Raw genomic sequence first — 20,990 nt, 5'->3', positions numbered from 1 at the left:
TCATCCTATAGTTGCAGACTTTAGCGTTTTTCTTCGTTGATTGTCCCTTTATTCGTAGTGAGAACATACAATGACCCAATCTATTCGCGCCAATAATCGCTTTAAAGCGACCCTAATGCCGATAGCGGTTTTGGCACTGGCCGCCACCACACTGGTCGGCTGTAACCGTGGCATTAAGCCTGAAACTCATGAGCCGACCAAGCTTGTCGGTTTGTCTGAATCTATGCAGATGTTACAGCCTGTCTTTAGTACCGATGTGGGTAACAAAGGCGCTAAAAAAGACCCGCTAGACTTGCAGGTCGGCTATGAAAACGGTCAGATGGTCACCGCTTCGCGCAGTGGTGAGGTGACAGGTTATAATGCGCAAGGTCAGCGCTTATGGTCTGTCGATGTCGGCGCACCCATCACAGGCGGCGTGGCGCTTGATGCCTTGAGTCAAACCGCTGTGGTCAGCACCCGCTCAGGTCGCGTGGTGGCATTCGATAGCGGCACAGGCGAGCAGCGCTGGGCGCAGCAGTTATCAGGCACGGTTTTGACGCCTGCATTGATTCATAACAACCGCGTGGTCCTGTCTGCCAATGACGGCTTTTTGCATGGCTTGTCGCTACAGACTGGCAAATCTATTTGGAAGTTTGCCACCCAAGTGCCTGCTATCAGTATCCGTGGGGGCGCAGCACCTACCTTGCTAGATGACAAAACTGCTTTGCTCGCGACTGCTGATGGTCGTCTGCACGCCATCACTATAGATAACGGTCTGCCTTTATGGTCACGCCGCGTCGGTGTGGGTACAGGCAGCAGCGAAATTGAGCGTATGAGTGATGTTGATGGCACACCGATTGTCGATAACAATCAGATGTTTGCGGTCAGTTACAGCGGTCAGCTGTTGGCCATCGACATGGCTTCAAGCCAAGTGATGTTCGTAAACAAACTTGCCAGCCTAAAATCATTGGCCGTTAACCCAAGACAAGTTATTGCTACCAGCCTTGATGGCAAAGTGGTCGCTTATGACCGCAAGACAGGTCAGACGCTGTGGGAGAATGACTCGCTCATGTATCGTCAATTGACCAACCCTGTGATGATCGATGGTCATATCGCGGTTGGTGACTTAGACGGCGTGGTACATCTGTTTAACCCAGCAAATGGACAAATCATCAGCCGCACCAGCACCAAAGGTGCGCTCAGCAGCTTGCAAGTCGTAGGCAATCGCTTGCTGACACAAAGCAGCTCAGGACAAGTGAGTGTCTGGCAGTCGCTGCGCTAGTCGGCAATATTTGCAGTCATCTCAAACAACGTATCGGTAAGACACATAAAACGCTGCTCAGTCAGCGTTTCATGCCTTGTAGAAAGCGCTTATTTGACGTAATCTATGCGCCCATGATGCGCACCTAGCCATAATGATACTGTAGCCACTTCTGGTCTGTTATTATAGGCGCAGGTTTATTTTTATTTATCCATTCAAAGCAGCGTACCTGCTGTCATTATCGTTTGTCACTGAGAGTATCACATGAGTATCAAACCCGTGGTTGCCTTAATTGGTCGTCCAAATGTTGGTAAATCCACTTTATTTAACCAGTTCACCAAAAGCCGTCAGGCCTTGGTGGCAGACATGTCGGGTCTGACGCGCGACCGTCAATACGGTGATGCCGAGTATGAAGGCAAGTCGTTTATCGTTGTGGATACAGGCGGCATCGGTGAAGCGGACGATGGCAGTGGCAATATTGATGACTATATGTCCGAGCAGTCGCACACCGCCATTCATGAAGCGGACATCATTGTGTTTGTGACCGATGCGCGCTCAGGTTTGATTGGTGCAGATGAAGAGATTGGCAAATTTTTGCATACCTTGGGTAAACCCGTTTATCTGGTTGCCAACAAAATAGATGGCGTGCATGATGCTGCGCCCGCAGAGTTTTATGCGCTGGGTTTGGGTGAGCCGTACCCGATGGCGGCAAGCCACGGTCGCGGTTTGGGCAATCTGCTTGAAGACATCACCGCAGATATGCCAGACCAAAGCCCAATCGAAGAGCCAGATGGTCTAAAACTTGCGATTATTGGTCGTCCGAACGTGGGTAAATCGACCCTAGTAAACCGTCTGCTCGGCGAAGAGCGTGTCGTGGTCTATGACATGCCAGGCACGACTCGCGACAGTATTTACATCCCTTATGAGCGCGATGGCAAGCATTATGTATTGATTGATACCGCAGGCGTGCGCCGCCGTGGACGTATTAATGAAAAAGTTGAAAAATTCTCAGTCATCAAGACCTTGCAAGCCATCGAAGACTCAAACGTCACTGTCATCGTGATTGACGCGCAAGAAGGCATCGTTGATCAAGATTTGCACATGATTGGTTATGCGCTCAATAAAGGACGCGCGCTGGTTGTTGCCATTAATAAATGGGATGGTCTCACCCAAGACCAAAAAGATTTTATTAAGATTGAGATGGATCGCCGCTTTAGCTTTATTCCATTTGTAAAAATACATCTGATTTCAGCCTTGCATGGCACAGGCGTGGGCAACCTATATCCATCGATTCGCCGCGCGTACGACTCATCGATGTTTAACGTCTCAACCAGTCGTCTGACGCAAATTTTGCAAGACGCGGTCACCGCCAATCCGCCACCTGCGGTTGCAGGGCGCCGTATCAAGCTGCGTTACGCGCACATCGGCGGGCACAATCCACCCGTGATTGTGATTCATGGCAACCAGACAGGCTCACTACCAAAGAGCTATCAGCGCTATCTGGAAAACCAGTTCCGAGGGGTATTTAAACTTGAAGGCACGCCGCTAAACGTGGTCTTTAAATTGAATGAAAACCCGTATGCCAATCGCAATGACACGCCTGTAAAGGCAAAAAACCAACAACTGCGTCAACGCAAATGGGTACAAGACAAAAAGGACGGCAAAAAGCCGACCAAAAAGCGCAAGTAAAGCAGTATCTATTCAAATATAAGGCGTGTTTATCACGCCTTATGTCGTTTTATCTCAGCAAAAATACCTGCATCATTAGATTATGTGGTGATACCCGCCACGGTATTTATCATGTACTATAGTATGCAGGCGTTCTAACATGATTAATCAGCATGCGTACACATAAGACCGTATCCACGTTTATTCAGCAAACAATCATCCGTATTATGGTGGTGACATCACTCGTAGTCACCTTGTTTTCTATCGTCTATGGCTGCGTGTATCACTATCAACAAAAACGTATTTATGTTGAAGAATTGGCGGAAATGCTGGCGGTCAGTGCGGCGGCTGAGAATGGCGCTGAGATTGTCGCTCAGCAGGTCAGCCGCTTGTTAGAAGATGACAGCAATATCCAAAGCATTGTTTTTTATTCTACCGATTACCCCGTTACCACCTTTGAAGACAGCGAAAGCATGCCGCGTCGAAACGATTGGTCGACGGCCTTGTTCGCGCACAATGTCAGCTTTAACCGTGCGGTGACGGCAGGCGACTTAAGTACCAATAACGCGCTGGCAGAGACACAAAATGCGCTGTCGGATGAGAGCGAAACCCGTCTTAAGGGCTATATCAATGTCACCTTAGATGTAGAGCAGATGCGCTACAACTGGATACGTTATGACTTGCTGCTGTGGCTTGGCTTGATGGCGATTGGCGTTGCGCTCATTTGGCTGGTAATACGGCAGTTAAATTGGCCAACAAGAAACATCGCGGAGCTGGCAAGTGTCTGTGAGGTGGTCAACGACAACCCTGAACTAAAGCAGCTGCCCGTGATTCAGCAAAACATGGAGTTTGATGACTTGCGGCAGATTCGCCGCGCGTTTATTAACCTGTTTAACCGCTTACAAACGGCAGAAAAAAAGATTGAAGACTTTGCCGATTTGGAAGAAAAGCTGCGTAATAAAGACTTGTCCCTTGATGTGCAGCGGCACAATTTTCAAAGCATGATTACCCACGAGCTAAAAACCTCACTCAACGCCATCTCAGGCGGCCTGCAACTGCTCAATCCGCAGTATCTCAATACCGAGCAAAAAGACATTTTGAATATGGTTCGTAAAGGCAGTCAGCATCTTGACAGTACGCTTGAGCAGATTATTCAGCTCAATAAAATCGAGCGCGGGCAGGTGAGTGTGCGTTTGACGACTTTTAATCCGCTACAGCTGCTTGCTGATATTTTTGCTGAGTTTGAGCCGCAGGCGAAGCAAAAACAGCTTGAGCTGATCAGCAAAGTGCATCATGTGGATTATGCCTTAGAAGGCGATGTCGAAAAAATCAAGCAAGTTTTGGGTACTTTACTTGAGAATGCGCTGAAATTTACCCATGCAGGCGAGATTGTTGTTGAATCAGAATTAAAGCATTTTGACCAGACCATTCGCTGGCAGGTCACGGTTGCCGATACGGGGATAGGTATTGAAGAGAAGTATCTGGACGATATTTTTACGCCCTTTTTTCAGGTAGACCCCACGCACACACGTGAACATGAAGGCGCGGGAGTGGGCTTGCCTGTGATTAAGCAAATCCTGCACTTGCTGGGCGCATCAATTGACGTAAAAAGTCAGCTTGGCGCGGGTAGTAAGTTTAAGGTCGTGATGCCGCTACGCAACACCTATCAGCCAGTGCATATGCAGCAGTGCTTTGCAGGGCTGAGTATTCACTACTACTACGAAAGCACGGACAGTGTGGCTATGGTCGAGGTGCTACAGCGTTTGGGCGCGCAGGTGGACATGATTCAGCAGCAACAGGCGCTGTCGATAACCACGGACGCCGATGTGGTGATGATTGCAGAGGACGTGCTGCCCGACAGAGCCATTCATATTACCCATCATATCCGCGACCAAGAGCGGCATCACCGTCCGCTACTGATTTATTGGTATCCTGAATACAAGTTTCAGACGTTTAACGATATCGAGCATGAGCTAAAGTCAGAAGGCATCGACTATTGCCACGCGTCAACAGAGAGTAGCGAGATGCTCTATACTTTACTACAAAAATGGCTGGGCTGGTTATAGCGCTGCGTTTTTGGCGCTAGAGTTTTGATGCTGTAGATTGCTTAGTAGCGTAGAACGAAAATATGAACTTAAGCGATTGCTAAGCATCATTGCTTTGTAGCTTGGCTTTTAGCCAATAGCCTAAGCGTTGCCACAAGGTACTGAACCAGCCTGTCTTGGTCACTGCCGCACTTGCGACCACAGGCACAGCCGCTACAGCTTGACCGTCCATAACCGCGACCAGTCGCCCGATAGGTTGCCCCAATGCAATAGGCGCCTCGATATGCTCAGGCACTTCAAGTACTGTGGTGATGCGCTCTGCGGCGGCTTTGGTGGTCAAGACCTGCAAGGTATCGTTGGTCACGATAGCGACTTGTTCGGCTGTCCCATAACGGACGGGTATTTCGGTCACCGCTTGCCCTTTGCTGGCTTTTATTTCCGTCACAAAATGCCCAAAGCCCCAATTCAATAAAGCACGTGAGTCATCTGCTCGGCTTTGCGCGCTTTTACTGCCCAAAATCACAGAAATCAGGCGCATCTGCTCGCGTTTGCTGGAGGCCGCCAAGCAATAGCCTGCGGCACTGGTGTGCCCTGTTTTAAGACCATCGACACTGCTATCAGTCAGCAAGAGCGCATTGCGATTGCCTTGGGTGATGCCGTTATAGGTAAAGCTCGGCTCAGCATAGAGCGGGTAGTAGTCGCCGCTGTTTTTTATGATAGCGCGGGCAAGGATGGCCAAGTCACGTGCCGAGGCGACATGTCCTGTCTCTGGCATGCCTGTGGCATTGACAAAATGGCTTTGGGTCATGCCAAGCTTGTTGGCTTCTTCATTCATCAAATCAGCAAACGAGGCTTCATCACCTGCAAGATGCTCGGCCATGGCTTTTGAGGCATCATTGCCTGATTGGATGATGATACCGCGCAGCATATCGATGACGCTCGCTGTCTCATTGACAGGCACATACATACAGGACTGGCTGCTGCTGCCACGGCACCACGCGCGCTCACTCATCAGCACCGCGTCATTCTCACGCAAGGTGTTGTCATTCAGACGTTGCTCAATCAGATAGCTGGTCATCATTTTGGTTAGTGAAGCAGGTGGCAGCGGCGTATTGGCATTTTTTTGTGCCAATATTTCACCAGTGTTGTAATCCATCAGCACATAAGCGCTGGCATCGATATCAGGGGGCGTTATCACTGCTTGTGCTGACAAAGTGCTGCTGACGCCAACCGCCACAAGCAGTGCCCAACGCGGCAGGCACGCAGAACGAAAAGAAGCCATCCAAGCAAGTAAGGTCATAGCGCCGCGCTTATTGTCAAAACAAAAGAGTCATCGATAAAAATCATCACACAGCCAAATTGCCCAGTTTCTACAACAAGTACTGAGCTGTGCTTGACTATCAGCTTAGCCCAGCGTTACACAAAATACAAATGAATCGGCACAAGAAAACGCCCACAGCCTGATAGGGCAATGGGCGCAAACAAAAAGATAAGAGTGGGGTCTGTCATTATACGTTGGTGTTAATAAATCAAAGACGCACAAACCGAAATGGCTAAGAAAAACACACCGCTTAATACAATATAAAAATCATGAGAGCAAATAACATATCAGTCCATTAAGCGCGTGTGATGGGTCTGATAGGGAAGTCGTACCGATCAAACCTCTGCGTTCGCCAAGTCAACACACAAGGCTTTGTTGTCTTGCTTAGAAAAACTCATCGTCCAGCTGCGAATGCTTTGCAAAATCTGACGATAGTCTTGCTGCGTTGACAAATACTGAATGGCGGCTTTGGGGTCTTCAAGCGTCGGCATCAGCTCGTGCAGTTGGGTGTTATAAGATTTATAAAAGCGCTGCTTTTGATTGCCGCTTAACATAGACGGACAAATTTCAGACAACACTTGCATCACTGCAATTTCGTGCTTGGTAATGTTCATCCCTGACATGTCTAGTGGGATGGTCGTGGCGTTGTTGCTGGCAGCATTAGAGGTTTGCGACAGCATCGCCAGCGCAGAAACTGCGCCTGCCACACCGACTTTGGCTAAGGCTTTTTTGGTAACAGAAACAACAGATAATATCGATTGATTGGTCATTCGGTATCACACTCGCTTTACATGATTTAATACGGTTATGGTAATGGGAATGAAATTAAATGTCACACAAAATATCGGCCTCTGTGTAGAGGTCTTGTGATTGAATTTTGCACGCCAGCAACATAAAGCGCATAAATGTACTAAGGTTACGCGCACCTCATACGAAGCTGGCAGCTTGTGCAGGATTTGTATCTGTGTGTCGGCAGTTGCGCCATCGCGGCGCTTGGTTTAAGGTATGGGCGTATTGGTCTATAATCAAAACCAAAATGATGACAGCCAACACAGATAACCTCTGTATCCATACCCGTTTTATAGTGATGATTGCGCGATGATGAGATTTTTAATCAGTAATGATGATGGGGTGCAAGCGCCTGGACTGCTGGCGCTGTATGAGGCGCTCTCCCGCTTGGGCGAGGTGGTGGTGGTCGCTCCCGATACCGAGCAAAGTGGTAGTGCCAGTGCGCTGCACATCTCAGCGCCGTTATACACGCACCGCTTGGCATCAGGATTTGTCGCGGTCAATGGTACCCCCGCCGACTGTGTGTATTTGGCATTGCATGAACTGTATAAAGACACGACGTTTGATTGCGTGATAACGGGCATCAACTCTGGCGCTAATATGGGTCAAGATGTCATGTATTCAGGCACCTTTGGTGCGGCGCTGACCGCGCAGCTGTTTGGCGTGCCTGCCATCGCCACCTCGTTGGTCGGTACGGCGATTGATAGTACGGGTCAAGACCCAAATGGCAACTACGCGCTCGCTGCCGAGAACATCGCCCGCTTGGTCAGCAATCAAGAACTGTTGGCGACGCTCAAAGGATTGCCGTATCATGTGCTCAATATCAATGTGCCCAATGTGGCGACACAAGCGCAGATACAAGGCGTTCGTATGACGCGCCTTGGTCATCGTGAGATTTTGCGTCCTGTACACACCATCACCGACCCTCGTGGCCGTGATGCTTATTGGTTGTCTCTACGCAAATCAACGGCAGACGCTCCGCAAGCGATGGCGGACGCTGATGCGGATACAGCGATAATGAGCGACTATGACGCCGTTGCGGCAGGTTACATCAGCCTCTCTACCGTCAGATTGCACCACACCTCAACCGAAGCCACCCGCGCTTTTGCCGCATTGAGCCTATAGCGGGTCACATAAGCGCGTTGCAGGCGTGTGTGGCATAATAATTGCCGACCCGCCCGCTTTGATATTTGTTAATTGCATTAAAGATAGGAATGCTAGTATGAATCGACTCAACTCTGCTGCCAAAATTGCTGCTGTCAGTGCCACTTGTGCGGCGCTACTTGCGCTGGCAGGCTGTGCCACCAAACCGACGTACCAGACTCAGAACATGTCAGGCCCGACCATCATTACCAATGCGCAAGGGGTGCCAAATTACTATCAGGTCAAGCGCGGCGATACCGTAAGCCAAATCGCGTCACGCTACAATCTTAGCTACCGTCAAATCGGCGCATTGAACAATCTAGACAGCAAATACACCATCTATAGCGGGCAGATGCTCAAGCTGTGGCAAGGCAACGACCGTGGTGCGCAGCAAGCACAAAACACACCGCGCTATACGCCAGCACCTGCGACCAGCACGCCACCTGCCAGCAGTACCCCTGACTATAATGCGCCCAGCAACACCGCGACAGGCTACGACTATCCCTCGCGCAATCAAGTCATTCGTAACTTTGATGCCCAAAGCAACAACTTGGGCATGTGGTTTGCAGGACAAAGTGGCGACCCTGTATATGCCAGCCAGTCAGGTACAGTTATGTATGCAGGCAATGGTCTACAAGAGTATGGCAACCTTATCATGATTCGCCACAGCAATGACTACATCACCGCCTACGCGCACAACAGCGAATTGTTGGTTAAAGAAGGGGATGCGGTGCAACGCGGGCAACGTATCGCCAGCATGGGCAGCACAGGACAGACCAATCAAGTCGCCCTTGAGTTCCAAGTGCGCCTGGGTGGCAGCCCCATTGACCCACGTACCGTACTTGGGCGCTAATCGCACCAAGCATGTGATGGGCGGCTAAACTTCCTCATGCACAAGCCCGAGGTATCCGCAAAAAGGACAGACCAACAGGTCGCGTCCTTTTTGTTTTTTGTGCTCAATTTTTTATAATTAAAACGGGCGCATCGCGCGCACGCGAGATGACGTGTCAGGGCAGTTGATGGATACAGGCTTACGGATAGAGACAGGTTTGCTATACTATAGTGCTGATGCGCCACTGACGATGGCAGTCAGGGTCACGTACGATAAGATAATAAGGATACCGTGGTAGTCACGGTTTTGGTTGATTGATATGCGTATTCGTAAACTGTTTAAATTTGAAAATGCCCACATCGTGCGTAACTGTAGCTCAGATCGCTGCAAGCGCTCTATTCACGGGCACAGCTACCAGATTGAGCTGATTTTAGAAGCCCAGCGTCTTGACCATGGTCAGATGGTGTATGATTTTGGTCTGCTTAAATCGTCGATTAAAGACATGATTGACAGCTTTGATCATGCCATCTGTTTTTGGCAAGATGACGACCCAGAATATATTGACGCGTGCAAAAAATTCAGCGCCCGCTGGATTGCGCTGCCAGTATCGCCCTCTGCCGAGCAGTTTTCACGTGTGATTTTTTTCTGGGCGGAGCAAATATTGGCGCAAACACAGATGCAAAATGGCGAAGCCGATGTCAGCGTGTACTCCGTGATTGCGCATGAAACGGCCACAGGCTACGCGCAGTGTTTTTCTGAAGATGTACACAATGCACAAATGGGCGCGTTGGCTTTATCAGACTTTGAGTTTAGCCCGCAAGTGCGTGCAGAATGGCACGACTCTGAAATGTATGACAAGCTGACCCGCGGCGAGCGCTTTATCAACCCTGAGGTAACCTTGCAGGTGACCCCTAATGCTTAAAGCAATCCGTCACACCGAAGATGAAGCGGGCACTGTCTCTTGGCAATACGTTTTGCACTCAGAAGCCGACACCGCCTTGCTTGCGCAGCAGTTGGCGGCGTTGCCGCTGACAGGCAGTGTCTGGCTATCGGGCGATTTGGGGGCAGGCAAGACCACCTTGACCCGCTATTGGTTACGGGCGCTTGGGCATACTGGCGCGGTCAAAAGCCCCACGTATACGTTGGTTGAGCCGTATGACATAACGCATGCTGGTCAGCGCCGCGCGGTCTATCATGCCGACTTATACCGCTTACAAGACCCAGAGGAGCTGTCATTTATTGGCTTTGATGATTATCTTGATGAGGCTGGGGCATTGATATTGATTGAATGGGCGAGCCGTGCCGAGGGTTATCTGCCGCCGCCTATACTCACCGTTCGTATGGTGCAACAGGACGACGGCAGCCGCAGTGTGACTTTAGTGCTCTCTAAAGAGGCGGTAGCAGAGGGTATGCGCTTGTCTTAACATTGTGCCGTTTTTGATTTGTCTTATCGCTGTTCTTTTATCATTATTTTTTTATAGCCGTTACCGAGCCTTATGTCATGACTGATGAGTCCGCCACCACCCGCATCAAAAAACTCTCGCCGCTACTGATCAATCAGCTGGCAGCGGGCGAGGTGGTCACGCGACCTGCTGCCGTGGTCAAAGAGCTGCTAGAAAATGCGATTGATGCCGAAGCGACAGATATCAACATCCATATTACCCAAGGTGGTATGGGTATGATTCAAATCAGTGACAATGGTCATGGCATCCATCCTGATGATATGGTGATGGCGATTACTCGGCATGCGACCAGTAAGGTGGCAGACATTGGTACGCTTCAAGGCATTCGTACGTTGGGCTTTCGGGGTGAGGCGTTGGCGGCGATTGCTGCGGTGTCACGCTTACAGCTGATCAGTAGTCATACCGATGATGGGGTGGGTCGACAGATACAAGTGGCGGGTGTGTTGGCAGATACGCCAGCGCTGACGCCTGTGGTACACGAGCGCGGTACGACCGTCACCATCAAAGACTTGTATTTTAATGTGCCTGCACGGCGCGGCAATCTAAAATCAGTGGCTACTGAATTTGCCCATATCGAAGCCATGGTGCGTGAGGTTGCGCTTGCGCGTGCAGACATCCGCATTCAGCTGACTCACGACCACAAAAAACGTCTGTCACTGGCAGCGCAACAAGATAGCGCGAGTGATACGAATCATCCGCCGCTATCGCGCCTTGAGCAAGCGCTTGGTCTGTCATTGAGTGCCAGCGCCCTGCCTTTGCATGTGGATTTGTCCAGCCTGTTGGTTGCAGCTGCGCCCACATCTACCCAAGGGCAGGTGGGGGATGCGAGCGCCCGTATCGACGGTTGGCTGTTTTTGGATGCTGACAGCAATATGCCTGCACCAAAGCTGATTTATATCAATGGTCGTTTGGTCAAAGAGCCGATTATCAGCAATCAGTTGCGCCAGTTGACACCGCAAGCGACAGGCTACGCGCTGTATTTTCAGTTGCCCGTACATTGGCTAAACCTGAACGTGCATCCGAGCAAACAACGTATCAAAATAGGCTCTATCAGCAATATTTTGGCGCATTTAAGCCATGCAGTTCGCAGTGCCTTGCCCATAGCGACCGTATCGACGTCAACATCTGGGCAGCCAAAATCGGCACAATTGCACAATATGGATATTACAGATAATATAGATAAGAAAGCATGCGCTGCCAACGCATCGACTGACCATGCAGTGCGCACGCCGATGTATCTGCAGTCGCACAGCAATGTGCAAGCGCCGAAAGCCGCGTATCAAACGGGCACGCAGACGGATAAGGCAGGCGCATATCTTGATAAGACCACACCAACCGCGCAAACGACTGTACAGCAAAACCTACCAACGCGCGCATCCACTTATCTAAATCAGCATCACGGCGCAGTGCCTCCCATTCGTTGTCTTAGCGTCATTGATGCGTTGCCTGAGATGCCAGCATCTGCTGAGTGCGACACACCGTTATTGCTATTGGTGTCAAAGGATGAATGCTGTTTGCTATCGCTTGATGTCTGGCAGTCTATGAGTGACGTATCGACCGATATTGAAGCGCTGGGCGACGGCGGTAATGCCCATACGGCGCATAATGCATGGCAGGTCGATACCATAGAGCAGCAGATACAAGCTGCCATTGCCCAGCTGCCCGCGCAAGAGGCAGCCTACGCGACATTGTGGCAGCACATTAAGGCGCACAGTAACGCTGTACTCAGTCTCGCTGAGCTGGCAGGCGTGATGCTGCAGCAAACAGCGGCGTGTGATGCGGCGCAATAGCGCTGCGTCAGCGAAATGGCAAATCCATGACTCAAAAGCGTGCCCTTCGGCGCGTTTATTTTCATCTTATAATAGACAAGGCAGACCTATGCACCCAGCCGATACCTTATCTGACAACAGTGTGGTGTGTTTGATGGCACCGACCGCCAGCGGCAAGACAGCACTGGCCTACGAGCTGTATGATACAGGGCGCTTTGAGCTGATATCGGTAGATTCTGCCTTAATCTATCGCGATATGAATATCGGTACTGCCAAGCCAACGACCGCTGAGCTACAGCGCTACCCACATCACTTGGTAGACATTATTGACCCCACCGAGACCTATAGCGTCGCGCAGTTCGTCAGCGATGTTCGAGCTTTGATTGACCAAGCGCATGCTGCTCAAAAAATTCCGCTACTGGTCGGCGGTACGATGATGTATTACATGGCGCTGCTCGATGGGCTGTCCGCCGTGCCTGACAGTGATGCTGAGGTACGCGCGCGCGTTGATGCGTGGCGACAGGCTGAAGGCATCGGCGCACTGTACGCTTATCTAGAGCGCGTTGACCCTACGACGCATCAGCGTCTTAACGACAGCGATACCCAGCGCATCACCCGCGCTGTCGAAGTGCATTTACAGACACAAGTGCCGCTGAGCGAATGGCAGCGCACGCCCAAGCAGCGCATAGCAGACAATCCTGAGCAGGTATGGCACAACATTGCGGTCATGCCTGATAGAGCATGGCTGCATCAGCGTATTGCACAGCGATTGGACATCATGTGGCAAGAAGGCTTGGTTGATGAGGTGCTTACGTTATTGAACAATTATTCATTGACCCCGAATATGGCGGCCATGCGCTGCGTTGGCTATCGACAGGTGCTTGAGTATTTGGTCGCTATCAGACACCCTATATTTGATGCTGCGCACTTGGATAAAGCGCAGTTTTATGAGGCGTTTTTGCAAACAGATGAGGCAAATATCATTACAGATAAAGAGTCGACTTTGTTCCAAAAAAACAGCGAAAGCGTTGATACGCTAAGCACTGAGGCGCAGGCGCTTGCTTGTTATCAGATGCAAAATAAGGCATTATATGCCACAAGACAGCTTGCAAAGCGGCAATACACTTGGCTGCGTAAAATCGGTCAACTGCCAAGTGGCGGGCAAGAAGGTTTTGTGCACAGTAACACTGCTGTTATGACAGTCACCCAAATGTCCGAAGCTGCTGATTATTTGCGTCGCCGATAACGGCATAGGCGCTGCAAACAAGGTCATCATATCGATACTATCGGGTAAACAATCACTGACAAGAAGTTGCAAATTGTCATGATAGCCGCTGTTATAATACAAAGATGCGACCGTTGACACGAATTATCTGATGTTTATTACCATAATGTTGTTATTATGGTGTGGAAAGTACGCGAACTGACGGTATTATCTGTCGATAATAATGATCACAAAGTACAATAAAGTAATAAGACAGGGCGCTTATTTAGACATAATATCGACATTCTATGTCCGCCTGTCATCATAACTGCACATACTTTTATAATATAAATATATACTTAGGAGAGAATTCATGTCAAAAGGACAAACCTTACAAGATCCGTTTTTGAACTCGCTACGTAAAGACCGCATTCCTGTTTCTATTTTTTTGGTGAATGGCATCAAGCTGCAAGGGCAGATTGAGTCGTTTGACCAGTACGTGGTACTCCTCAAAAACACGGTCAGCCAAATGGTATACAAGCATGCCATCTCAACGGTCGTACCTGCACGCAACCCACGCGGCAGCACAGGCTCAATGACGGGCGGCATGCAGTCACAAGGCAGCGCTGGCGGCTATCAAGGCGGCGGTATGGGTGGCGGCTTTGAACGTGGTGGCAACATGGGTGGCGGCTTTGATGACCGCAACTTTATGTCAAATCGTGGCGGTTTTAACCGTGGCGGCTTTGGTCAAAACCAAGAGCGCGGCTTTGAGCGCGGCGGCTTTGGTCAAAATCAAGAGCGCGGTTTTGAGCGTGGCGGCTTTGGTCAAGAGCGCGGTTTTGACAATTCAGACGCGACCGATTTTGACAACAATGCCCCTGATAGCGACAACAACGACAACTGATTGTACGGCTGTTGACCTCGTATTTATTGATACCGTAACAGACAATCAGACCTGCTATTTAGCGGGTCTTTTTTGTATGCGTCAGTCTGTGCTGATGGGGCAGAACATTTACGGTTACCCTCAGTTTTCTGATGCTGCTGTCAGATGGCGTGCTTGATATCTTATGTGTACGCCATTATCAATATGCGAGGGAATATAGTAATATAACCAAAGACACCTTCTACCTATTTATAGATCAGGTTTTATCATGAAGCAATCCGAGCAAACGCTCAGTCACGAGCAGTTTATCCGTACCGCCATCGACGCCATCAATACCGAAAAAGCAGCACTCACGCTATTGACCGAGCAAATAGACGCGCGTTTTGCCGCTGCCTGCGATGCCATATTGGCTTGTGCAGGACGGGTTGTGGTGACAGGTATGGGCAAGTCAGGACTGGTCGGACGCAAGATTGCCGCGACGTTTGCCTCAACGGGCACGCCATCGTTCTTTATGCATCCTGGAGAGGCGGGTCATGGTGACCTTGGCATGCTCGTACCGGGCGATGTGCTGCTTGCCATCTCCAATTCAGGCGAGTCTGATGAGATTAAGATGCTGCTGCCTGTGATTAAGCGCTTGGGCATTCCATTAATCAGCATCAGCCGCGATCAGCGCGGTATGCTACCAACGGCGGCAGACATTGCGTTGACGCTGGGACATTCAGAAGAAGCGTGCCCGCTCAAGCTTGCGCCGACCTCAAGCACCACCGCCACCTTAGCATTGGGTGATGCCTTAGCCGTAGCGTTGGTGCATGCGCGCAACTTTACCTCAGAGGACTTTGCGCTCTCGCACCCTGCTGGGGCACTCGGTCGTCAGCTGTTGACACGCGTGGAGGACTTGATGCACTCGCGCCAAGAGCAGCTGCCGCGGGTACGTGAGGATGCGCCGTTGCACGATGCGCTGTTTGTGATGTCAAATGGCAGGCTGGGGATGACGGTGGTCGAAGACGACTCAGACCGTGTGGTCGGTATCTTTACCGATGGAGATTTGCGCCGCGTATTAGAAAAGGGTATTGATTTAAAAACCCCGATGCGCGATGTGATGAGCCGTCAGCCACGCCATGTGAATAAGACCATGCGCGCATCCGATGCGCTCAGCCTTATGAATGCCAACAGCATCAGTCAGCTGTTGGTGATGGACGATGATGGGCATTTGCAAGCGGTGATTACGCTGCACGACTTGTTACAAGCTGGTGTAAAATAAGTGCAAGCAAAACGATTGGCAGTGTGATAATGGGCGGGGTAACAGGCAGCACCGCGACCTGACTCATGACAATGCCTATATTCATGCCCACACGAATGACAACAACCACGACAACGATAATAAGAGGTACGCCATGCAAGATTTGATTAAAAAAGCAGGACAGGTCAAGCTGCTCGTGATGGATGTCGACGGCATCTTGTCTGACGGCAAAATCATCTATGATGCAAACGGCGTTGAGACCAAAGCCTTTTCGGTACAAGATGGCGTGGGCGTTAAGTCGCTGGCACGTTACGGCATCAAGACCGCCATCATCACAGGACGCAAGAGCGCCATGGTCGAAAAACGCGCCCAAGAGCTAAGCGTGGACTATGTGGTACAAGGTCGTGATGATAAACTGGTCGCCTTAACTGAACTGCTTGCCAAGCTAGATATCGCGCTTGCTGAATGCGCCTATATGGGTGATGATTTGCCAGACATTAAGGCCATGCAAAGTGTTGGTTTTGCGCCAACCGTACCGAACGCGCATCCTGAGGTCATCAATCGCAGTCACATGGTGACCACGCGCGCAGGTGGCTGCGGCGCGGTGCGTGAGATTTGTGATTTGATACTCAAAGGTCATGGACACTATCAGGACTTTATTGCTCAATATACCTTAGATACGACTGAGGACACGCCGTCGTGAATACCCGCATTTTAATTGTTATCGCCTTAATCATCGCTGGTATCGCCGTTTGGTTTTTTAATCAGCAAGGGGAGGTCTCACCCCCTGTAAAAATCCAAACCTCCGAAGTGGATTACGAAGCGGCGGACATCAAAGCGGTACAGACCAATGAGGAAGGGGAGCTTGAGTACGAGCTAAACGCCGATGCGCTCAAGCACAACCCTGAGACCAATCAAGACGAGATGTCAGGCATCACCATGAATTGGGAGCCGTCAGAGACGCAGCGCTACCGCATCGAAGCAGGACGCGCGGCGATTAATCAGCAAACTGGTGACCTACAGCTGACAGGTGGTTTTACTTTAGTGAGTGAGAGTGATAGCGAAAACCCTATTAAAGTGACAGGGGAGCGTTTGACAGGCAACACCAAATCCAAAAAAGTCATTAGCGACCGTCCTGTCAAGGTCGAGCAAGGTATGAACCGTTTTGAAGCAGCAGCAATGCAGGCAGATTTGGCAACGGGTGATTATGAGTTTGGGCAAGTGGCCGTCAGCTTTGACCCCTCAGCGCGCAAAGATGAGGCGCTGTTTTAATAAGCTGGTCTATTTTTATTATGATGCGAGTATTTGTTTATGAAAGATGATTTGTCTGTATCCTCCCGTTCGCTAGCACGTTATTTGCGTACAGCCTCTACCGTTATGCTGTTGGCGTTACCACTTTATAGCCATGCCTTGCCGTCTGATGGCAATCAGCCCATCAAACTGTTGGCGGACAAGGCCACCTATAGTGAGCGCACAGGGGTCACCAGCTACTCGGGCAATGTCATCATTACCCAAGGCACGCTAAAGATGACCGCAGATAACATCACGATGAACCTATCGCCCAATCGCAGTATCAACTCTGCCGTTGCTACGGGTCGACCTGCCACCATGCAGCAGGTAATTACCCAAGAAAAAGGGCTGGCGAAAGGGCAAGCCAATAAAATCGAATACAATGCAGTCACAGGCATCATCACCTTAACAGGCAATGCCAAACTGACGCAAAATGGGGCAAGCTTTGCAGGTAATGTGATTCGTTATAGCCTAAAAGCGGGCGATGTGGAAGCAACCGCAGGCAACAGTCAGCGCGTTGAGCTGTTGTTCCCACCAAGTGGCAATGCCAATCAGCAAGGCGTTCGTTAATCGCAAGCGCCGCCGACCACCATAGGCAGGCGTGATGCGCGGCCTACGCTGCCCACGGCAAGTAAAACATTGATGTACAACATACGAGATGAGATAAGAGTGCTATGAATCCAGTAACCCCGAACCCTGATACACAGCTGGTGATGCAGCACCTTGGCAAGCGCTATGGCAAACGCTGGGTGGTCAAAGACGTCTCGTTTTCTGTCGCACAAGGGCAAGTGGTCGGTCTGCTGGGTCCCAATGGCGCAGGCAAAACCACCAGTTTTTATATGGTGGTCGGCTTGGTGAATATGGACAAAGGACGGGTCAGCCTCGGCGACATGGACCTATCCAAATACGCCATGCACGAACGCGCGCGCGCAGGTATCGGCTACTTGCCGCAGGAGGCCTCTATCTTTCGCAAGCTGTCTATCGAAGACAATATCTTGGCGATTTTGGAGACGCGCAGCGAGCTGAGTCGTGCCGAGCAGCGCGCTGAGCTAGAAAAGCTGATTGGCGAGTTTCATCTGGAGCATGTCCGTCATTCGCTGGGTATGAGCGTCTCTGGCGGTGAGCGCCGTCGCTGTGAGATTGCGCGCGCATTGGCGGCGAATCCTAAATTCATTTTGCTCGATGAGCCGTTTGCAGGTGTGGATCCCATCTCCGTAGGTGACATCAAAGAGGTTATTTTAACCTTAAAAAATCGCGGCATTGGCGTATTGATTACCGATCACAATGTACGCGAAACACTTGCCATTTGCGAAAAAGCCTACATCGTGTCTGAGGGTGCGATTATCGCCGATGGCTCACCGCAGGACATTCTAGAAAACGAGCTGGTCAAAAACGTTTATCTGGGTAAAGATTTTCAGGTTTAATAAAGCATTATCGCTCGGCTAATTTAGCCACTTATCACATCAGTATATTGTATATGGCAAAGATGGGTCATGACTGTAGACGACAGTATATGACGTGTCTTTGCTTTTTTGCGTTGTCTTGGCATCGGTCATCTGCGACACTGATACTATTTTCTTTATGCGCTATTCACAGGTCATTTATCTATGGCAAAAAGTAAAAGCAGCTACGTCTGTCAAAACTGCGGCGCGCACTTTGGTAAATGGTCTGGGCAATGCTCAGACTGTGGCGAATGGAACAGCCTGACCGAAGCGCCCAATGTCAGTATGCCGCATCATAACAAAACCAACAAATCAGCCAGTCCGCGCAGTCCTGCACCAAGTAAAGGCGGCGCGTCCAACTATTCAGGCGCGCAAAGTGCCGTCATGCCACTCAATGCAGTGAGCGTTACCTTGGATGCGCGTTTGCCCACAGGTATTGGCGAGTTCGATCGGGTATTGGGTGGCGGACTGGTGGCAGGCTCGGTGGTACTTATCGGTGGTGACCCAGGTATCGGTAAATCGACCATTTTGCTACAAACTGCTACCAATATGGCGCGTGCCGATTCACTGGCAGGCAGCGCCTTATATGTCACAGGCGAAGAGTCGTTATCACAGGTCGCCATGCGTGCCCAGCGCTTAGACTTACCGACTGACCGCTTACGCGTGCTTGCTGAGACCAATGTCGAGACCATCTGCGCGGCACTCACCCAAGAGCAGCCTGCCATCGCTATCATCGACTCTATCCAGACCATCTACACCGATGCCATCAACTCAGCACCAGGCGGCGTCAGTCAAATCCGTGAGTCGGCTGCTATTTTGACCCGTTATGCCAAGCAAACAGGGACAGCGCTGTTTTTGGTGGGACACGTGACCAAAGAGGGCACATTGGCAGGACCACGGGTACTTGAGCACATGGTAGATACGGTCTTATATTTTGAAGGACAGTCCGATTCACGTTTTCGTATGATACGCGCGGTCAAAAACCGTTTTGGCGCGGTCAATGAGCTGGGCATCTTTGGCATGACTGATTTGGGACTCAAAGAAGTCGCCAACCCATCAGCAATATTTTTGAGTCGCTATGACAAGCCTGTGGCAGGTTCAATCGTCATGGTCAGCCGCGAGGGCACGCGTCCGCTATTGGTCGAGGTGCAAGCGCTGGTCGACGACTCACAAGGGCAGCCACGGCGTATGGCGCTGGGTTTGGATTTTCAGCGCTTATCGATGCTGCTTGCGGTCATGCATCGGCACGGTGGTATCCATACCAGTGGGCAAGATGTCTATGTCAACGTCGTGGGCGGGGTCAAAGTCATGGAGACAGGCTCAGACTTGGCGGTGTTGCTCGCTTGTGCGTCCAGTATTAAAGAAAAGCCCTTGCCCTCATCATTGGCGGTATTTGGCGAAGTGGGGCTATCGGGGGAGATTCGCCCTGTGCCGAATGGACAAGAGCGTCTCAAAGAGGCAATGAAACATGGCTTTACACATGCCATCATTCCCAAAGCCAATGCGCCTGCAGCCAATAGCAAGGCATTCAAGGGCATTAATGTGATTGCGGTCGAGCGTTTGGACGACGCCATTCACCGCGCGTTTGAATTGTAAAGACAGGCTTGATGGTTATTATGATGTTATGCACGGCTAAAGCTTTTGATGGCACTGTTGCCACAATAGCCTGAACATAAACAACAGACATAAAAAAGCCTGCAATTGAAGCAGGCTTTTTTATACATGACAGGGTGAACGCTATAATTATGGTCCAGAGACACGCTCAATAGAGACGTTGCCGACACCTTTACTGGTAATGCCCAGTTGCTTGGCAGCGCCATAAGATAGGTCAAGGACTCGGTTGCCATGGAAGGGACCACGGTCATTGACTTTAACAACCACGCTCTTACCATTGCTCTTATTGGTCACTTTTACATAACAGTTCAGTGGCAATGAGCGGTGCGCCGCAGTCAAGGCATTCATATCAAAGATATCGCCACTGGCAGTTTTGCGGCCGTGGAATTTGCGACCATACCAAGAGGCAAGACCTGTTTGCTTAAATTTGCTGACGCTGTTTGAGGCAACGGCAGTTAAGCGCTCAAGCACATCTTCATCATTGGTCGCTGTGCTGGTGTCTTGTGCCAACAGTGAGCTGTTAAGTGCCAATGAAGTGGGCTGGCGGGCTGATTTTACGAGGCTTGAAGCGCCATCGTGCTGACGAGTAAGTTCGCTAAGAACGCGATCAATATGTGCAGAATTGTCTTGAGATAAGCTCGAGATGGATTTTGTTTCGACTGCTTGAGCATTTGAGATCATCGCAGTGCTTGTGAACAAACAGACTGACATTGCCAGTAAACCAGACAAACGCTTATTCATAAATACCTCTATTATAGATGCTTTATTACCACAGCCACTGATATCAATACTTAGTGACTTGTCGGGGGCGCTATACATTATGTTTTTGGCCAGACCGACACCGTGCAATACAGCATGGGTAAATGAGTGTTTCGTCATAGGTATGTAGTAGGCAGACCACATACGTATGAGGATATGCTTAATAACATCGCATATTGTCACTTTGAGTAATCACCGCGTACAACAACGACAGTGGGCTCAGGTGTGCTTTGTTAAAATCCGTTAATTAAGTAGTGCCTTTGCAACTCTGAAAATCACTATACGGAT

19 protein-coding genes are annotated in these 20,990 nt (G+C 50.2%); 16 read left to right on the top strand and 3 right to left on the bottom strand.

Features of this window, described 5'->3' with window-relative positions:
* Window positions 1-70 precede the first annotated feature (70 nt).
* From bamB to JMW05_RS01770, 3 genes are all read left to right on the top strand, one after another.
* Entirely contained in the window at window positions 71-1,261 is a 1,191-nt protein-coding gene (gene bamB / locus JMW05_RS01780; RefSeq protein WP_201503711.1) for an outer membrane protein assembly factor BamB, read from the top strand.
* 243 nt (window positions 1,262-1,504) lie between these two features.
* The gene (gene der, locus JMW05_RS01775) at window positions 1,505-2,929 is read left to right on the top strand and encodes a ribosome biogenesis GTPase Der (protein ID WP_201503710.1); all 1,425 of its coding nucleotides are present in this window, start codon (window positions 1,505-1,507) and stop codon (window positions 2,927-2,929) included.
* Between the two features lie 152 nt (window positions 2,930-3,081).
* Window positions 3,082-4,974: a sensor histidine kinase gene (locus JMW05_RS01770; protein WP_201503709.1), complete on the top strand. Its 1,893-nt coding sequence runs from the start codon at window positions 3,082-3,084 to the stop codon at window positions 4,972-4,974.
* A gap of 79 nt (window positions 4,975-5,053) precedes the next feature.
* On the opposite strand, the gene JMW05_RS01765 is transcribed toward JMW05_RS01770, so the two are convergent.
* Both JMW05_RS01765 and JMW05_RS01760 read right to left on the bottom strand, forming a co-directional pair.
* Complete coding sequence (locus JMW05_RS01765; protein WP_201505478.1) at window positions 5,054-6,235, bottom strand: D-alanyl-D-alanine carboxypeptidase family protein; 1,182 nt, start codon at window positions 6,233-6,235, stop codon at window positions 5,054-5,056.
* A 374-nt stretch (window positions 6,236-6,609) separates the two neighbouring features.
* Window positions 6,610-7,044: an MCR_0457 family protein gene (locus tag JMW05_RS01760; RefSeq protein ID WP_201503708.1), complete on the bottom strand. Its 435-nt coding sequence runs from the start codon at window positions 7,042-7,044 to the stop codon at window positions 6,610-6,612.
* A 328-nt stretch (window positions 7,045-7,372) separates the two neighbouring features.
* On the opposite strand from JMW05_RS01760, the gene surE reads away from it, so the two are divergent.
* From surE to radA, 13 genes are all read left to right on the top strand, one after another.
* Complete coding sequence (gene surE, locus JMW05_RS01755; protein WP_227691394.1) at window positions 7,373-8,188, top strand: 5'/3'-nucleotidase SurE; 816 nt, start codon at window positions 7,373-7,375, stop codon at window positions 8,186-8,188.
* Between the two features lie 97 nt (window positions 8,189-8,285).
* On the top strand, window positions 8,286-9,059 hold the full coding sequence (locus JMW05_RS01750; RefSeq protein WP_201503707.1) for a M23 family metallopeptidase: 774 nt from the start codon (window positions 8,286-8,288) through the stop codon (window positions 9,057-9,059).
* 298 nt (window positions 9,060-9,357) lie between these two features.
* On the top strand, window positions 9,358-9,960 hold the full coding sequence (locus tag JMW05_RS01745; RefSeq protein WP_201503706.1) for a 6-pyruvoyl trahydropterin synthase family protein: 603 nt from the start codon (window positions 9,358-9,360) through the stop codon (window positions 9,958-9,960).
* Entirely contained in the window at window positions 9,953-10,462 is a 510-nt protein-coding gene (gene tsaE, locus JMW05_RS01740; protein WP_201503705.1) for a tRNA (adenosine(37)-N6)-threonylcarbamoyltransferase complex ATPase subunit type 1 TsaE, read from the top strand. The genes JMW05_RS01745 and tsaE overlap by 8 nt, the downstream gene beginning before the upstream one ends.
* A 77-nt stretch (window positions 10,463-10,539) precedes the next feature.
* Window positions 10,540-12,291, top strand: a complete 1,752-nt coding sequence (gene mutL, locus JMW05_RS01735; protein WP_201503704.1) for a DNA mismatch repair endonuclease MutL — start codon at window positions 10,540-10,542, stop codon at window positions 12,289-12,291.
* Window positions 12,292-12,379: 88 nt separating this feature from the next.
* The gene (gene miaA / locus JMW05_RS01730) at window positions 12,380-13,516 is read left to right on the top strand and encodes a tRNA (adenosine(37)-N6)-dimethylallyltransferase MiaA (RefSeq protein ID WP_201503703.1); all 1,137 of its coding nucleotides are present in this window, start codon (window positions 12,380-12,382) and stop codon (window positions 13,514-13,516) included.
* Between the two features lie 331 nt (window positions 13,517-13,847).
* Window positions 13,848-14,378, top strand: a complete 531-nt coding sequence (gene hfq, locus JMW05_RS01725) for an RNA chaperone Hfq (RefSeq protein ID WP_201503702.1) — start codon at window positions 13,848-13,850, stop codon at window positions 14,376-14,378.
* Between the two features lie 247 nt (window positions 14,379-14,625).
* A complete protein-coding gene (locus JMW05_RS01720) occupies window positions 14,626-15,618 on the top strand; it encodes a KpsF/GutQ family sugar-phosphate isomerase (RefSeq protein WP_201503701.1) in 993 nt (330 codons plus the stop codon).
* Window positions 15,619-15,751: 133 nt separating this feature from the next.
* Window positions 15,752-16,300 (top strand): KdsC family phosphatase, encoded by a 549-nt coding sequence (locus JMW05_RS01715; protein WP_201503700.1) that lies wholly within the window; start codon window positions 15,752-15,754, stop codon window positions 16,298-16,300.
* The gene (gene lptC, locus JMW05_RS01710; protein WP_201503699.1) at window positions 16,297-16,869 is read left to right on the top strand and encodes an LPS export ABC transporter periplasmic protein LptC; all 573 of its coding nucleotides are present in this window, start codon (window positions 16,297-16,299) and stop codon (window positions 16,867-16,869) included. Before JMW05_RS01715 ends, lptC begins: the two co-directional genes overlap by 4 nt.
* Window positions 16,870-16,974: 105 nt before the next feature.
* Window positions 16,975-17,457, top strand: coding sequence for a lipopolysaccharide transport periplasmic protein LptA (gene lptA, locus JMW05_RS01705; protein ID WP_227691533.1), 483 nt, complete (start codon window positions 16,975-16,977; stop codon window positions 17,455-17,457).
* 104 nt (window positions 17,458-17,561) lie between these two features.
* The gene (gene lptB / locus JMW05_RS01700) at window positions 17,562-18,311 is read left to right on the top strand and encodes an LPS export ABC transporter ATP-binding protein (RefSeq protein WP_201503697.1); all 750 of its coding nucleotides are present in this window, start codon (window positions 17,562-17,564) and stop codon (window positions 18,309-18,311) included.
* 183 nt (window positions 18,312-18,494) lie between these two features.
* A complete protein-coding gene (radA, locus tag JMW05_RS01695) occupies window positions 18,495-19,925 on the top strand; it encodes a DNA repair protein RadA (RefSeq protein ID WP_201503696.1) in 1,431 nt (476 codons plus the stop codon).
* 147 nt (window positions 19,926-20,072) lie between these two features.
* Here the strand turns inward: radA and JMW05_RS01690 are convergent, their stop codons facing one another.
* Complete coding sequence (locus JMW05_RS01690) at window positions 20,073-20,684, bottom strand: septal ring lytic transglycosylase RlpA family protein (protein ID WP_201503695.1); 612 nt, start codon at window positions 20,682-20,684, stop codon at window positions 20,073-20,075.
* Window positions 20,685-20,990 lie beyond the last annotated feature (306 nt).

Source organism: Psychrobacter aestuarii (assembly GCF_904846035.1).
Classification (GTDB): Bacteria; Pseudomonadota; Gammaproteobacteria; order Pseudomonadales; family Moraxellaceae; genus Psychrobacter; species Psychrobacter aestuarii.
This window is presented reverse-complemented; position numbering and strand designations above follow the sequence as displayed.